The organism is Tatumella sp. UBA2305 (assembly GCF_002345795.1).
In the GTDB taxonomy this organism is placed as follows: Bacteria; Pseudomonadota; Gammaproteobacteria; order Enterobacterales; family Enterobacteriaceae; genus Tatumella; species Tatumella morbirosei.
Genome location: NZ_DDVT01000021.1, coordinates 190,183 through 204,896 on the forward strand (window position 1 = coordinate 190,183; position 14,714 = coordinate 204,896).

Below are 14,714 nucleotides of genomic sequence, written 5' to 3' on the forward strand. Positions count from 1 at the left end.
CACGACACTGTTCCCGGCACTCTTGCCGGGGACGGTTATCCCCCCTCAACCCGGTGATTTATTCGCTCCATCCTTCATTTCTACGCTTCTTTGTCCTGAATCAAACTCCCGCCAACTATTCCACAGAAAACACTATATGTTGTGTTTAATATGAAAAGAAACGCCACATATGGGTAGCCAGGATGAATAAGTTCGTCATTAAACGGGATGGTTGCAAGGTAGCTTTTTGTCGCCAAAGGATCTTCAATGCAATTTGTGCGGCGGCCCGGGCTGCCGGGGTGTCAGATAATAGCTATTGTGAAACGATTACCGCAAAAATCTGTGAGGAACTCAGCCAGTTTCCGGAACTGGATATCAGCCGGATACAACAGACAGTCGAAAACGGCTTAATGGCTGGCTGTTACCCGGCCATCGCCAGAAGCTATATTGAATACCGCCATGACCGTGATAAAGCCAGGGAACAGCGCGGCCGCCTGCATCAGGAAATTCAGGGACTGGTCGAACAGACTAATGCAGCCCTGCTGAACGAAAATGCTAATAAGGACAGCAAAGTGATTCCTACCCAGCGGGATTTGCTGGCAGGGATTGTCGCAAAGCATTACGCCAGGCAGCATATTTTACCTGCGTCAGTCATGCAGGCCCATGATCGCGGCGATATCCACTACCACGATCTGGATTATTCACCGTTCTTCCCGATGTTTAACTGCATGTTGATTGACCTGCAGGGCATGCTTACCCGTGGATTCAAAATGGGTAATGCCGAAATCACCCCACCGAAATCGATAGCCACCGCCACCGCGGTCACTGCGCAAATCATTGCCCAGGTCGCCAGCCATATTTATGGCGGCACCACCATCAACCGGATTGATGAAGTACTGGCCCCGTATGTTGAAGCCAGCCTGCAACGGCATCGTGAAATTGCCAGGGAATGGCAAATTCACGATGTGGAAGGCTATGCCGATGCCCGTACCCGTAAAGAGTGTTTTGATGCTTTTCAGTCGCTGGAATATGAAGTGAATACCCTGCACACGGCCAATGGTCAGACCCCCTTTGTCACCTTTGGCTTCGGTTTGGGCACCACCCGGGCTGCCCGGCTGATACAGATATCCATCCTGCAAAACCGGATTAACGGGTTAGGAAAAAATCATAAAACCGCGGTTTTCCCTAAACTGGTGTTCGCAATACGTGAAGGAGTGAATCATCGTCCCGAAGATATCAATTATGATATTAAGCAACTGGCTCTGGAGTGCGCCAGCCAGCGAATGTACCCGGATATTCTGAATTATGATCAGGTCGTCAAAGTGACGGGTTCATTTAAAACCCCTATGGGCTGCCGGAGTTTTTTGGGAGTCTATGAAGAAAACGGTCAGCAGATCCATGAAGGACGAAATAATATTGGGGTGGTCAGCCTGAATTTGCCGCGCATCGCGTTGCAGGCTGAAGGCGATGAGACCCGCTTCTGGACTCTGCTGGAAAGTCGGCTGGAAATAGCACGGCAGGCGTTGATGACACGTATCAGTCGTCTGGAAAATACCTGTGCGCGGGTGGCTCCTATTCTGTATATGGAAGGTGCCTGCGGTGTCCGGTTACAGGCGGATGAGAAAGTCGGTAAGATTTTCCGCAATGGCCGGGCCTCCATTTCGCTGGGCTATATTGGTCTGCATGAGACCATTAATGCCCTGACCGGCAACCGGCAGCATCTTTTTGATTCCCCTGAACTACAAAAGAAAGCACAGGCTATCGTACACCGCTTACGCCAGGCGACGGATCAGTGGAAAGCCGACACCGGTTACGGATTCAGTCTTTACAGTACACCCAGCGAAAACCTGTGTGACCGTTTTTGTCGGCTGGATGCCGCTGAGTTTGGGGTAATTCCGGGTGTGACCGACAAAGGTTACTACACCAACAGTTTCCATCTGGATGTGGAAAAAACAGCGAACCCGTACGATAAAATTGATTTCGAAGCCCCTTATCCGGAAATCGCTAATGGCGGATTTATCTGTTACGGAGAATATCCTAATCTGCGCCATAACCTGAAAGCCCTGGAAGATGTCTGGGACTACAGCTATTCGCGAATCCCTTACTATGGTACCAATACACCGATTGATGAATGTTACGACTGCGGTTTCAAAGGAGAATTCAGTTGTACCAGTAAAGGATTTACCTGCCCGCAATGCGATAACCATAATCCGGCCAGAGTATCAGTGACCCGCAGAGTCTGCGGATACCTCGGTAGCCCGGATGCCAGACCGTTTAATGCCGGTAAACAGGAAGAGGTTAAACGTCGGGTGAAACATTTGCAGAACGGTCTTCCGGGATAGTGACATGAATTACCACCGTTATTATCCACTGGATGTGATTAACGGGCCCGGAACCCGCTGTACGTTGTTTGTTGCCGGCTGCGAGCATCATTGCCGTGGATGCTACAACCAGTCAACCTGGCGGGTGGATTCTGGCCACCCGTTCACCCCTGAGCTGGAAGACCAGATTATTGCCGATCTTAACGATACCCGGATTCGTCGTCAGGGTCTGTCGCTCTCCGGCGGCGATCCTTTACATCCGGCCAATCTGAGTGCGGTGCGACAACTGGTCAGCCGGGTGGCGGATGAATGTCCCGGTAAAGATATCTGGCTATGGACTGGGTATCGTTTTCACTGGCTAAGTGACACACAACGCGACATCATCCGCCGGATTAACGTATTGATCGATGGTAAATTTATAGAAAGCCAGAAAGATCTGACGCTCAAATGGCGCGGCAGTAAAAACCAACGTATCTGGTATCTGCGTTGACCCGTCGACCCGATTCAGTGGCCGACGGGGCGGCATGCATCTGCCGATATTTCCGTCAGCCCGCTTCAGCCATGGTGCGCGCAACTTTTTTGTCTTTGGTCAGCGAGTTAAGATAATTGCCGCAGGGAATTTCCACAAACTTATACAGCGCCCAGCCCACTAGCACACTGACCACTGCGGCCAACGACACCAACAGGATCCCGTGCGAAAAATCATATTTTGTGTCCCCGACCCAGCGTTATCAGCATCACCACCACGTTCACCGGGTAAATTTTTGCAAAACGTCACATGTAGAAAGAAGGGGATGATCGACCGGTCGGGATGACCAACCCATCACAAAACCGCTAAGAATGAAAAATATCGACACTCTGACCCAACCGGTCTTACTAAAAATGACATAATACCAGTCACTGACCGTCGGATTTGAGAACGGCGCGAGGATCGGTGTCAGTGATGAATGAAAAAGAAATACCCTCATGGCGGCTATAAACCTGGTACCGTTCAATGCGGTCAGGTTAGGTAACATACCTTTCTCATTACGCGGAACGATATGGTGGGCAGTGGGTAACCTGGCTGACTGTTCAGAAGAAGCACTGTTTTGCAAATATCCCCCCTTCCTCAAAACAGATGGTTGTGAATAAATCATTGTTCAATAAACATTAAATAATGAGATGAATTACTGTTTTACATTTAGCAGGTGAATTGCTCACAGCGCCTGAGCTCTGAGGCGAAAAAATTTATAATAATTTATCCAGTTTAAATCAGGGATCACGGCCATCCGATATCTGACCCGGAGTTAACTACTATCTAACACAGTCGATGATTTCAAATGAAATTAGTTAATAATATTAAACTTTATGAATGTTATTTTCAGCGAGATAAAACCTGGATGACAGGAGGCATGTGCTGCAGGGAAGTACCAGCAGATGACATAACCACCGGCTTAAAGATCGTTATATCATCGGGAAGGAACTGAGCAGGAAACCATCAGGAGGAGCGTTGCCAGTGAATTTTTTTACCAAATCCGAGGGTGTTGTTGGTCATTTTTAGTTCATCAAGACGAATTTCCCACAACGGAGCTTTCATGGATTTAGCTATCGGAAATTTCTTCTGATAACTGGCCAGCGCCTGCTGTTCTCTTTGCCCCTCCGGGCGGAAAATCTCGCCGGCATACTGGACCCCTTTAATCAGCATGACGGATTTAGGCGTTGCCGTGACTGTACCCACCACATGCGGGTTTTTCAACATCAGTTGTCCGTGGCGGGTGGTGTCTTCGGTCATCAGCCAGAAACAGACACTCTGTTCATCGAAAACATAAAAACAATTTGCGGCCCACAGCGTTTCTCCACTCCCGGCACACAGGGTCAGTACATGGTTTTTTTTCAGGTAGCCAATGCAATGCTTTAAATCAGACAAATTCAGAACCTTAGCCACTCACCGATGGCATCGTTACAAACAGCACGCTACACTGCCTGCTCTGATCAGGAAGGAAAAAGATGCAGACAACAGAAGATTGCTGGTTCCTTTACATGGTGCGTACCGCATCAGGTGCGCTGTATACCGGGATCACTACCGATGTTGCCCGGCGTTTTTTGCAGCATCAGCAGGGCACCGGCGCAAAAGCCTTACGGGGTAAAGGGCCACTGACACTGGTTTTCCAGTGTCCTGCCGGTAACCGGTCGCGGGCATCGAAACTTGAATACCAGCTTAAACAACAGCCACGGACAGATAAACTGCGACTGGTGGAGCAGCAACCTGACAATCTGTTACTCTGGCTGACAGGTCAGCCATAAAAAGGGGCTGAGAACTGTAGTTCCCCACTGAGAGTATCGGTAGGGCCATTGGCTAATGGATAAACCAGCAGGGTTTGCGGCAAATGTCCCTCAGGGCACTGGTAGTTCAGCCCCTGTGAGGCAGTGAACCCAACCGGAATCAGACAGTCCACGTTGTTTTCGGCAATGACCGCGCTGTAGCCAAATTCATTCAGGGTATCCAGGGCCTCACAGACCAGTTGTTGGTCGAGAGTCTGCTGTTGTAACTCACGGCTTACAGCGAGTGGGTACAATGCCACCCAGCCACTGTCTTCGCCATCCGACGTGACGGGACTGAAGGCTGCGTAACCCAGTACCTGCCCCTCATCATCGGTCGCAACAATCCCCAGGGTAAGCAGCCCCTGCTCACGCAGTTCTCTGACCCGTTTAGCTTCCTGATCTGAAGGGAAACTGTCTTTTAATAAACGGTCGATGCCTGGTGCATCAATACCAATTTCAGTTCGAATTAGCATGAGTTCTCTTCGCGCACCGTAATAACGCTGGCGTCCTGTGTCATTCCTGCTTCTGTAAATGCAGCCAGATGCTGCAACCCGTTACGTAATAACACCGGCATAGATTCTGGTTCAATAGCATCCATCAGGTTTTTTACCGCTAATCCCAACTCTGTATCTCCCTCAACTACCAGCCGGCGTTGGAAGAATAACATATCCGGGTCTTTACGGCCTGCCGCGAGTAATATCAGGTCATTAATTCCTGATCTGAACCACACACCCGCGACAGTATCATCGGTAATCATGATACGGCCTTGTTGCAGGGTCATCACCCATTGCAGACGCAGATCGCGGATATCGATGCCCAGTCGGCGGCCTTGTAAAAAGTCGATATCACCAGCTGCAATCAGTTGCTGGTATTGCCAGTTTATCAGTTGTCTGAGAAACATTTTCTTGCAGGAAAAAGGCAGAATACCCAGTGGGCCTGCCAGTAATTTGGGTAACCGGGTAACCAGCTGATGATGTAACCGTTGCAGCATAATCTTCCTTTCCTTTTGACTCATAACAGAAGCACTATTTTATCTGCCCGGACGACGATTTTTCTGACTATCCGGTAATACACTGCCCTGAATCAACTTTCAGGCTGATAAATTTCCCTACACTTTTCCACCGGCTTTTATCTGGAGATAGGTATGGAATTGTTGTGTCCGGCAGGTAACCTGCCCGCACTGAAAGCGGCAGCGGAAAATGGTGCCGACGCAGTCTATGTTGGCCTGAAAGATGACACCAATGCACGGCATTTCACGGGGCTGAACTTTACCCCCGAGCGACTGGAACAGGCCGCAAAATATCTGCATCAGCAACGCAAAAAATTACATGTTGCTATTAATACCTTTGCCCACCCCGGCGGGTTCAAACGTTGGCAACAGGCGGTAGATATTGCCGTGAACTGTGGCGCGGATGCATTAATCATGGCCGATCCGGCACTGCTCGACTATGCCTGTAGCCGCTATCCGCAGACAGAGCGTCACCTTTCCGTTCAGGCCTCCGTCACTAATACCGAAGCTATCCGCTTTTATCAGCGTGAATTTTCTGTGCACCGGGTGGTTTTGCCGCGGGTTCTGTCATTGCATCAGGTTCGCCAGTTAGCACGGGAAACCACCGTCCCGCTTGAGGTCTTCGCCTTTGGCAGCCTGTGTATCATGGCCGAAGGTCGCTGTTACCTGTCCTCCTGGATGACCGGGGAATCGCCAAACACCGTGGGTGCCTGTTCTCCGGCCAGATTTGTCCGCTGGGAAGAGACCAGTCAGGGGATGGAGTCACGGCTTAATAATGTGCTGATTGACCGGTTCAGCCCGCAGGAAAATACCGGCTATCCAACGCTATGCAAGGGGCGTTATCAGGTGGATGGTCAGCGCTACCATGTGCTGGAAGAACCCACCAGCCTGAACACTCTGGCCCTGCTACCGGAACTGCAACGAATGGGTATTGTGTCGGTAAAAATTGAAGGCCGCCAGCGCAGTCCGGCGTATGTCCGTCAGGTGTCTACGGTATGGCGACAAGCAATTGACCGCTGCCTGCACGCACCTGATAACTTTTCGGTTGACTCCCGTTGGCTGCAACAACTGAGTGAACTGGCCGAAGGAACACAAACCACCCTCGGTGCTTTGCACCGCCAATGGCAATAGGATCCACCATGAAATATGCACTCGGGCCAGTGCTCTGGTACTGGCCAACCGACACTCTGAATGAATTTTATCGTGCTGCCGCGACCTGCGATGCTGAGATCATTTATCTTGGGGAAGCAGTATGTAGTAAACGGCGTGCTACCTCTTTTTCACAATGGTTGGAGATGGCCCGCCAGCTGGCCGCTGCCGGTAAGCAGGTGGTTCTGAGTACCCTGGCCTTACTGCAATCACCTTCAGAACTGAAAGAGCTGAAACGCTATGTCAGTAATGGTGAGTTTATGATTGAAGCCAGTGATATGGGCACCGTGAATCTTGCCGCAGAGAACCGGCTGCCGTTTGTCGCCGGGCATGCGTTGAATATATACAACGCGGCCAGCCTGAAAATATTACTGAAACAAGGAATGGTGCGCTGGTGCATGCCGGTAGAATTGTCCCGTGACTGGCTGGAGACACTACTGAAGGAGTGTTCCGAAGCAGGTTTCAGAGATCAGTTTGAAGTGGAGGTGTTTGGTTATGGACATCTGCCACTGGCCTTGTCGGCACGCTGTTTTACTGCCCGTTCAGAAAACCGCGATAAAGACCATTGTGAGACCTGCTGCCTTCATTACCCACAGGGCAGAAAGGTACTTTCTCAGGAAGGACAGCCGGTGTTTGTGCTGAACGGAATTCAGACCATGAGTGGCTATTGCTACCACCTGGGGAATGAGCAAAAAGGCATGCAGTCAATGGTAGATGTGTTGCGTCTGTCGCCGGAAGATATGCAAACGCCGGCGCTGACACAGCAGTTCAGAGATAATCTGCAAGGAACAATGCCTTTTGATCTTACTGACGCAACTCACTGCAATGGCTACTGGCGTAATATTGAAGGGATGGCATTGCAGACAGAGAAGAGGCACAATCCGCTTAGCTGATCCGACAGAAAAACCGATACATTGAGAGTGATGCGTTTTGCGTCACTCTGCCGGTAATACGCCAGAGATCCCGGTGTGATAAAGGTATGAATATGTCTGACCTCAAGCCCTTCAAACTTTCGGTACTGGATCTGTCTCCGATTCCGGAACAGTCTGATCCGCGTGCCGCGTTTACCCATTCACTGGCATTAGCCAGGTTTGCAGAGTCTGCCGGGTATCATCGCTACTGGCTGGCCGAGCATCACAATATGACCGGGATTGCCAGCGCGGCCACCTCGGTACTGATTGGCTACCTCGCGGCAAATACTCAACACTTACACCTCGGTTCCGGCGGCGTGATGCTACCTAACCACGCGCCTCTGGTGATTGCTGAGCAGTTCGGTACCCTTGCCACCTTATATCCGGGAAGAATTGATTTAGGTATCGGCCGTGCGCCTGGTTCTGACCAACGGACTATGATGGCGTTACGCCGCCATATGAGTGGTAGCGCAGAAGACAGCTTTCCGCAGGATATTGAACAACTGATCCGCTGGTTTGATGCACCGGCTGGCAGCCATTTTGACGTTCAGCCGGTGCCAGGTACCGGCTTGCAGATCCCGTTATGGTTACTGGGTTCCAGCCTGTACAGTGCTCAGCTGGCAGCACATCTGGGGCTGCCGTTTGCTTTCGCTTCTCATTTTGCTCCGGACATGCTGTCGCAGGCAGTGACTCTGTACCGGGAGAAATTCCGTCCGTCAGCACGGCTGGCTGAGCCTTATGTGATGATCGGAGTGAATGTGATTGCCGCGGAAAGTAAAGCCAGAGCGCGTTATCTGTTCACCTCACAGCAGCAGCAGTTTATTAACCTGCGCCGTGGTATGCCCGGCCCGTTACCGGCTCCGGTCGAAAATATGGATCATATCTGGTCACCGGCAGAAAAATACGGTGTCGACCGTGCTCTGGGTATGTCACTGGTCGGCGATCAGGCCTCCGTAGCTCAGGGACTGGCGTCTCTTCAGCAACAATATCAGGCAGATGAGTTTATGGTTAACGGGCAAATCTTCGATACAGATGCACGTATCTACTCGTTCTCACTGGCGATGGCTGCGGCACAATCCCTGTAAACTATTTCTGACAGCTAATCTACAGACATAAAAAAAGCGATGGTTTTCACCATCGCTTTTTTGTCGGACTTAGTCAGGGACCGGAACACGGTCCCTTTTCTCAGTGATTAGTATTCGCGACGACGTGCAGCCGGTGCAGTACCTTCTTCACGACGCTGGCCACGATGACCTTCACGGTTGCCACCGAAACTGCGTCCACCTTCACGACCACCTTCACGGCGATCAGAGAAGCGACGTCCGCCTTCGCGACCACCTTCACGACCACCACGACGAGGTTCACGGGATGACTGAGGTGCATCACCAATCAACTGCATATTCATCGGTTTATTCAGAATACGGGTCTTGGTAAAGTGCTGCAGGACTTCACCCGGCATACCTTTTGGCAGCTCGATCGTTGAGTGAGAACCAAACAGCTTGATGTTACCAATGTAGCGGCTGCTGATATCACCTTCGTTAGCGATAGCACCCACGATGTGGCGAACTTCAACACCGTCATCACGGCCCACTTCAATGCGGTACATCTGCATATCACCCACATCACGACGCTCACGACGTGGGCGGTCACCATCACGGTTACCACGACGATCATCACGGTCGCGGCCACCACGGTCATCACGATCACGGAATTCACGACGTGGAGGACGTGGTGCATCAGCAGGTACGATTAATGGACGTTCGCCCTGGGCCATTTTCAGCAGTGCTGCGGCCAGAGTTTCCATATCCAGATCTTCCTGAGGGGACAGTTTTTCCAGCAGTGCACGGTACTGATCCAAATCACTGCTTTCCAGCTGTTGCTGTACACGTTCAGCAAATTTGGTCTGACGACGGCTGCTCAGCAGATCTGCGTTAGGCAGTTCTACTTCAGGGATCGTCAGCTTCATGGTACGTTCGATATTACGCAGCAGGCGACGCTCGCGGTTTTCAACAAACAGCAGCGCACGACCGGCACGTCCCGCACGGCCCGTACGACCAATACGGTGAACGTAAGACTCTGCATCCAGTGGGATATCATAGTTAACCACCAGGCTGATACGTTCCACATCCAGTCCGCGTGCTGCTACGTCGGTAGCAATCAGGATATCCAGACGACCATCTTTCAGGCGTTCCAAAGTCTGTTCACGCAGTGACTGGTTCATGTCACCGTTCAGTGCCGCGCTGTTATAACCGCTACGTTCCAGAGTTTCGGCAACTTCCAGAGTCGCATTTTTGGTACGGACAAAAATAATTGCCGCATCAAAATCTTCTGCTTCGAGGAAACGTACCAGGGCATCACTTTTACGCCCGTAAGCAGTCCAGTAAGACTGGCTGATGTCCGGACGGGTCGTGATGCTAGACTGGATACGCACTTCCTGTGGATCTTTCATAAAACGACGAGTGATACGACGAATCGCTTCCGGCATTGTTGCAGAGAACAGTGCCGTCTGATGCCCGTCAGGGATCTGCGCCATAATGGTTTCAACGTCTTCGATGAAGCCCATACGCAGCATTTCATCAGCTTCGTCCAGAACCAGACCACGCAGATTAGACAGGTCCAGAGTCCCGCGCTTCAGGTGATCCAGCAGACGCCCCGGAGTACCGACGACGATCTGTGGCCCCTGACGCAGGGCGCGCAGCTGTACGTCATAACGCTGACCGCCATACAGGGCCAGTACGTTAACGCCGCGCATATGTTTAGAAAATTCAGTGGCAGCTTCTGCAACCTGTACCGCCAACTCACGGGTTGGGGCCAGCACCAGGATTTGTGGTGCGCGCAGGGCAGGATCAATGTTGTTCAGCAATGGCAAAGAGAATGCCGCTGTTTTACCACTACCGGTCTGAGCCATACCCAGAACATCACGGCCTTCCAGCAGGTGAGGAATACAGGCCGCCTGGATAGGCGATGGTTTAACGTATCCCATGTCGTTAAGAGCAGACAAAATGGATTCGTTAAGGCCCAGATCAGCAAAAGTGGTTTGAATATCAGTCATGTAGTACACGTGCCTCTTAGATAACGGCGGCCAGTCTACATAACTCGTCATGAAAACTTGCAGTTAGTTTCATTGAAAAGTGTGAACCGGCTCAAATTAGAAGTTTTTGACGAATAAAACGCCCCTCACCCCAAAGGGTGACAGGAAACATAAACAAAGGGCGTTAAAAAACGTCAGCTATTGCTGGTCGGATTCTGATAAATCGTCTTGTGCCTGGCCAAGTTCAGCCAGTTCCAACAATGCGTATCGGTGTTCAACAAAGTTATTCACGTTGTTGGCAACCGCCAGTTTGAACAACGCTTCTGCGTTGTCCTTCTCCCCCAGACTTAGGTAGTACTTACCTAAATAGAAGTTGGTTTCACTGAGATGTTCAGCGAGCGAGGTGTTATCGGTAGCATCTGCCTGAAGTCTTTCCATCAGTGTTTTTTCACTGATATCACCCAGGTAGAATTCGACAATATTCCATCCCCATTGATCTTTATTCGCCGAATCATAGCGCTGTTTGAGCGCTACTTTCGCTTTGTCTGCATTTATCTCACGTTCATCGAGATACAGCCAAAGTGCACGAAAAGGATCATTAGGATCGTCCTTATAGAACGCCAGCAGATCATCTTGCGCTAACTTGTATCGTCCGCCGTAATAGAGGGCGATACCACGGTTTAAATGCGCATAATTGTAAGTTGGATCAAGCTCAAGTACAGAATCAAACGCTTCATAGGCAGAATCAAAATTCCCTGCCTGCGTTAAGTATATACCAAGATAGTTAAACACTTCTGGCATATCTGGTCTGATAGACAACGCCTGGGAAAAATCGTTCCGTGCGAGTGCCCGCAGACCCAAACTATCATACAACACTCCGCGCTCATATAACAGCTGTGCGCGTTCATCATCGGTGAGGGCACGACTGGCAAGAATTTGTTCCATACGCGCCAGAATAACTTCCTGCTGCAATGTTGGTTGCAGAGGAACGGCAAGAACTTCATTCTTACGCCAATTAGAGCTGCTGCATCCTGCCAGCACCAAAGCTGTCGCAACAAAACCCCAGCGTAAAAAAGGCTTCATTATCCCACTCCCGAATACAAACATTAGGATGAACATCCTGTCATCCGCCTGCCGTGCAAAGGAATCCTGCCCTCGCGATAACATAAATCCGGATCTCCACACCTGGCGGAGACCCGGATAATCATCGAACGATTAACCCGCGTCAGCCGGGTTAGCCGCAGTCGTTTCTTCTGCCTGCGGTTTTTCGACCGCTTCTTTAATGCTCAGGCGTACACGACCCTGACGATCGACTTCCAGTACCTTGACCGGAACTTCCTGACCCATTTGCAGATAATCTGTCACTTTTTCGACACGCTTATCAGCGATCTGAGAAATATGTACCAGACCTTCTTTACCACCGCCAATCGCGACGAAAGCACCGAAGTCAACAATACGGGTGACTTTACCGTTGTAGACACGGCCAACTTCGATTTCTGCCGTGATTTCTTCAATCCGACGGATAGCTTCTTTCGCTTTGTTACCGTCAGTTGCCGCAATTTTTACGGTACCGTCATCTTCGATTTCAATGGTGGTGCCGGTTTCTTCGGTCAGCGCACGGATAACAGAACCGCCTTTACCGATGACATCTTTGATTTTGTCCGGATTAATACGAATAGTATGAATGCGCGGAGCAAATTCAGAGATTTCAATACGAGGAGTGCTGATAGCCTGTTCCATGGTACCCAGGATATGCAAACGCGCACCTTTCGCCTGGTTCAGAGCTACCTGCATGATCTCGCGGGTAATCCCTTCGATTTTGATGTCCATCTGCAGTGCAGTGACACCTTCACGGCTACCGGCGACTTTAAAGTCCATATCACCCAGGTGATCTTCGTCACCCAGGATATCGGACAGAACAACAAAGCGCTCACCGTCTTTCACCAGGCCCATTGCAATACCTGCAACAGCGGCTTTAATCGGCACACCGGCATCCATCAGCGCCAGAGAGGCACCACAGACAGAAGCCATTGAAGATGAACCGTTGGATTCGGTAATTTCAGAAACCACACGCACGGTATACGGGAAAGCATCGGCTTTCGGCATCACTGCCAGTACACCACGTTTCGCTAAACGGCCATGGCCGATTTCACGACGCTTCGGAGAACCGACCATCCCTGTTTCACCTACAGAGTACGGAGGGAAGTTGTAGTGGAACAGGAAGCTGTCAGTTCTTTCACCCATCAGCTCATCCAGGTTCTGCGCATCACGGGTAGTCCCCAGAGTCGCGGTCACCAGCGCCTGAGTTTCACCACGGGTAAACAGAGCAGAACCGTGGGTACGAGGCAGAACACCAGTACGCACATCCAGACCACGAACCATGTCTTTTTCACGACCATCGATACGCGGTTCACCGTTCAGGATACGAACACGGACGACATTTTTCTCGATAGCATGCAGCAGATCACTAATTTCGCCTTCATCCAGTGTTTCGTCTTCGGCTAACAGTGCAGCAGTAGTTTCGCTCTTGATCAGGTTAACCTGCTCATAACGTTCCTGCTTCTCAGTGATACGGTAAGCATCGCTCAGGCGTGCTTCCGCTAACGCAGAAATACGAGAGTTCAACGCTTCGTTGGCGGCTTCAGGCTGCCAGTCCCAGCGCGGTTTGCCCGCTTCGGCAACCAGAGCCTTGATGTTTTCGATAACGACCTGCTGCTGCTCGTGACCAAAGACCACCGCGCCCAGCATTTGCTCTTCGCTCAGGATATCGGCTTCAGATTCCACCATCAGTACCGCATTTTCGGTACCGGCAACCACCAGATCCAGACGGGTTTTCGCCATCTCATCGGTGGTCGGGTTCAGGACATACTGATCGTTGATGTAACCCACACGGGCTGCACCAATCGGTCCGTTAAACGGAATACCAGACAGAGACAGTGCTGCAGAAGCACCGATCATCGCGACGATATCAGGGTTAACCTGCGGGTTAACAGAAACCACGGTAGCAATGACCTGGACTTCATTGACAAAGCCTTCAGGGAACAGCGGACGAACCGGACGGTCAATCAGACGAGCAATCAGCGTTTCGCCTTCACTCGGACGACCTTCACGACGGAAGAAGCTTCCCGGAATACGACCAGCGGCGTAAGTACGCTCCTGATAGTTGACCGTTAACGGGAAGAAGTCCTGACCTGGTTTCGCTTTTTTCTGACCCACTACGGTAACAAACACGCAGGTGTCATCAATGCTTGCCATGACTGCGGCAGTCGCCTGACGGGCCATCATACCGGTTTCCAGTGTTACGGTATGCTGACCATACTGAAATTTACGTACAATCGGATTCAGCAAAGTTTAGATCCTTTAATTTTAGTGCAGATGCCTTTTCTCAGGCTCTCTGTAGCATGGGTTTCGATCTCTTAGCATCCTCGCGACTAATGACAAATCTTGTCCTGCAGATAGCCAGATAAAATTTCTCATTAGCCGCGCGAATCGTGCGTATAAAGATCACTCACGGTAACAATACATGAGTTTTAGCAGAAATACTGCCAGTCGCCCGAAAAAAGGGGCCGTAAAGGCCCCCTTTTCGCGAAACTCGCTCAAATTCTTTCTTCGGATACTCACCGACAATAAAGCACAGTGCCAACCCTCGAAAAAATTCGTCAGACTTAGCGACGCAGACCCAGATTTTCGATCAGGCTGGTGTAACGTGCTACATCTTTACGCTTCAGGTAATCCAGCAATTTACGACGCTGGGAAACCATGCGCAGCAGACCGCGACGGCTGTGGTGGTCTTTTTTATGCTCAGAAAAGTGACCCTGCAGGTGGTTAATCTGTGCAGTCAGCAGAGCAACCTGAACTTCAGTTGAACCACTGTCATTGGTACCACGACCGTATTTAGCAACGATCTCTGCTTTAGCTTCTACGCTTAGAGACATAATAAACTCCAGTATATGTTTGATTTCAGGTTGCCGATCTCTAATTCAGCTCCCCACTTTAAAGCCGCGCCATTCTAC

Annotated in this window: 16 protein-coding genes; 6 read left to right on the forward strand and 10 right to left on the reverse strand. The window is 50.7% G+C overall.

Annotation, left to right across the window (positions count from 1 at the left end; translation table 11 throughout):
• Nucleotides 1-182 precede the first annotated feature (182 nt).
• Both nrdD and nrdG read left to right on the forward strand, forming a co-directional pair.
• A complete protein-coding gene (gene nrdD, locus B3Z23_RS14760) occupies nucleotides 183-2,321 on the forward strand; it encodes an anaerobic ribonucleoside-triphosphate reductase (RefSeq protein WP_294911511.1) in 2,139 nt (712 codons plus the stop codon).
• A gap of 4 nt (nucleotides 2,322-2,325) precedes the next feature.
• Nucleotides 2,326-2,790, forward strand: a complete 465-nt coding sequence (nrdG, locus tag B3Z23_RS14765) for an anaerobic ribonucleoside-triphosphate reductase-activating protein (RefSeq protein ID WP_294911513.1) — start codon at nucleotides 2,326-2,328, stop codon at nucleotides 2,788-2,790.
• A gap of 55 nt (nucleotides 2,791-2,845) precedes the next feature.
• Here the strand turns inward: nrdG and B3Z23_RS14770 are convergent, their stop codons facing one another.
• The 3 genes from B3Z23_RS14770 to B3Z23_RS14780 form a co-directional block, all read right to left on the reverse strand.
• The gene (locus tag B3Z23_RS14770) at nucleotides 2,846-2,980 is read right to left on the reverse strand and encodes a hypothetical protein (RefSeq protein ID WP_294911514.1); all 135 of its coding nucleotides are present in this window, start codon (nucleotides 2,978-2,980) and stop codon (nucleotides 2,846-2,848) included.
• Between the two features lie 69 nt (nucleotides 2,981-3,049).
• Nucleotides 3,050-3,394, reverse strand: coding sequence for a hypothetical protein (locus B3Z23_RS14775; protein WP_294911516.1), 345 nt, complete (start codon nucleotides 3,392-3,394; stop codon nucleotides 3,050-3,052).
• Between the two features lie 383 nt (nucleotides 3,395-3,777).
• Nucleotides 3,778-4,206, reverse strand: a complete 429-nt coding sequence (locus B3Z23_RS14780; protein ID WP_294911518.1) for a YhbP family protein — start codon at nucleotides 4,204-4,206, stop codon at nucleotides 3,778-3,780.
• Between the two features lie 80 nt (nucleotides 4,207-4,286).
• Between B3Z23_RS14780 and B3Z23_RS14785 the strand changes: the two genes are divergently transcribed.
• The gene (locus B3Z23_RS14785; RefSeq protein WP_294911520.1) at nucleotides 4,287-4,583 is read left to right on the forward strand and encodes a GIY-YIG nuclease family protein; all 297 of its coding nucleotides are present in this window, start codon (nucleotides 4,287-4,289) and stop codon (nucleotides 4,581-4,583) included.
• On the opposite strand, the gene B3Z23_RS14790 is transcribed toward B3Z23_RS14785, so the two are convergent.
• Nucleotides 4,574-5,074: a GNAT family N-acetyltransferase gene (locus tag B3Z23_RS14790; protein ID WP_294911521.1), complete on the reverse strand. Its 501-nt coding sequence runs from the start codon at nucleotides 5,072-5,074 to the stop codon at nucleotides 4,574-4,576. The two genes, B3Z23_RS14785 and B3Z23_RS14790, sit on opposite strands and share 10 nt — an antisense overlap.
• Nucleotides 5,068-5,592 carry a ubiquinone anaerobic biosynthesis accessory factor UbiT gene (gene ubiT / locus B3Z23_RS14795; RefSeq protein WP_294911523.1) on the reverse strand — a complete coding sequence of 175 codons (525 nt, stop codon included), beginning with the start codon at nucleotides 5,590-5,592 and terminating at the stop codon, nucleotides 5,068-5,070. Before ubiT ends, B3Z23_RS14790 begins: the two co-directional genes overlap by 7 nt.
• Nucleotides 5,593-5,745: 153 nt before the next feature.
• Here ubiT and ubiU point away from each other — a divergent pair, with 153 nt between their 5' ends.
• The 3 genes from ubiU (at nucleotide 5,746) to B3Z23_RS14810 (ending at nucleotide 8,755) form a co-directional block, all read left to right on the forward strand.
• A complete protein-coding gene (gene ubiU / locus B3Z23_RS14800; protein ID WP_294911525.1) occupies nucleotides 5,746-6,741 on the forward strand; it encodes a ubiquinone anaerobic biosynthesis protein UbiU in 996 nt (331 codons plus the stop codon).
• 8 nt (nucleotides 6,742-6,749) lie between these two features.
• The gene (locus B3Z23_RS14805; protein WP_294911527.1) at nucleotides 6,750-7,652 is read left to right on the forward strand and encodes a U32 family peptidase; all 903 of its coding nucleotides are present in this window, start codon (nucleotides 6,750-6,752) and stop codon (nucleotides 7,650-7,652) included.
• A 92-nt stretch (nucleotides 7,653-7,744) separates the two neighbouring features.
• Nucleotides 7,745-8,755, forward strand: coding sequence for a luciferase-like monooxygenase (locus tag B3Z23_RS14810; RefSeq protein WP_294911529.1), 1,011 nt, complete (start codon nucleotides 7,745-7,747; stop codon nucleotides 8,753-8,755).
• A 107-nt stretch (nucleotides 8,756-8,862) separates the two neighbouring features.
• Here the strand turns inward: B3Z23_RS14810 and B3Z23_RS14815 are convergent, their stop codons facing one another.
• The 5 genes from B3Z23_RS14815 to rpsO form a co-directional block, all read right to left on the reverse strand.
• Nucleotides 8,863-10,722: a DEAD/DEAH family ATP-dependent RNA helicase gene (locus B3Z23_RS14815; protein WP_294911531.1), complete on the reverse strand. Its 1,860-nt coding sequence runs from the start codon at nucleotides 10,720-10,722 to the stop codon at nucleotides 8,863-8,865.
• 16 nt (nucleotides 10,723-10,738) lie between these two features.
• Nucleotides 10,739-10,795: a protein YrbN gene (yrbN, locus tag B3Z23_RS18730; protein WP_156994705.1), complete on the reverse strand. Its 57-nt coding sequence runs from the start codon at nucleotides 10,793-10,795 to the stop codon at nucleotides 10,739-10,741.
• Nucleotides 10,796-10,899: 104 nt separating this feature from the next.
• Nucleotides 10,900-11,784, reverse strand: a complete 885-nt coding sequence (nlpI, locus tag B3Z23_RS14820) for a lipoprotein NlpI (protein WP_294911533.1) — start codon at nucleotides 11,782-11,784, stop codon at nucleotides 10,900-10,902.
• A gap of 132 nt (nucleotides 11,785-11,916) precedes the next feature.
• Nucleotides 11,917-14,049: a polyribonucleotide nucleotidyltransferase gene (pnp, locus tag B3Z23_RS14825; RefSeq protein WP_038016941.1), complete on the reverse strand. Its 2,133-nt coding sequence runs from the start codon at nucleotides 14,047-14,049 to the stop codon at nucleotides 11,917-11,919.
• A gap of 317 nt (nucleotides 14,050-14,366) precedes the next feature.
• On the reverse strand, nucleotides 14,367-14,636 hold the full coding sequence (gene rpsO / locus B3Z23_RS14830; RefSeq protein WP_038016938.1) for a 30S ribosomal protein S15: 270 nt from the start codon (nucleotides 14,634-14,636) through the stop codon (nucleotides 14,367-14,369).
• Nucleotides 14,637-14,714 lie beyond the last annotated feature (78 nt).

Excerpts from the sequence above, each read along its gene's own strand:
- nrdD (WP_294911511.1), top strand. The coding sequence starts at position 183 with ATGAATAAGTTCGTCATTAAACGGGATGGTTGCAAGGTAGCTTTTTGT.
- nrdG (WP_294911513.1), top strand. The coding sequence starts at position 2,326 with ATGAATTACCACCGTTATTATCCACTGGATGTGATTAACGGGCCCGGA.
- B3Z23_RS14785 (WP_294911520.1), top strand. The coding sequence starts at position 4,287 with ATGCAGACAACAGAAGATTGCTGGTTCCTTTACATGGTGCGTACCGCA.
- B3Z23_RS14790 (WP_294911521.1), bottom strand. The coding sequence starts at position 5,074 with ATGCTAATTCGAACTGAAATTGGTATTGATGCACCAGGCATCGACCGT.
- ubiT (WP_294911523.1), bottom strand. The coding sequence starts at position 5,592 with ATGCTGCAACGGTTACATCATCAGCTGGTTACCCGGTTACCCAAATTA.
- ubiU (WP_294911525.1), top strand. The coding sequence starts at position 5,746 with ATGGAATTGTTGTGTCCGGCAGGTAACCTGCCCGCACTGAAAGCGGCA.
- B3Z23_RS14805 (WP_294911527.1), top strand. The coding sequence starts at position 6,750 with ATGAAATATGCACTCGGGCCAGTGCTCTGGTACTGGCCAACCGACACT.
- B3Z23_RS14810 (WP_294911529.1), top strand. The coding sequence starts at position 7,745 with ATGTCTGACCTCAAGCCCTTCAAACTTTCGGTACTGGATCTGTCTCCG.
- B3Z23_RS14815 (WP_294911531.1), bottom strand. The coding sequence starts at position 10,722 with ATGACTGATATTCAAACCACTTTTGCTGATCTGGGCCTTAACGAATCC.
- nlpI (WP_294911533.1), bottom strand. The coding sequence starts at position 11,784 with ATGAAGCCTTTTTTACGCTGGGGTTTTGTTGCGACAGCTTTGGTGCTG.
- rpsO (WP_038016938.1), bottom strand. The coding sequence starts at position 14,636 with ATGTCTCTAAGCGTAGAAGCTAAAGCAGAGATCGTTGCTAAATACGGT.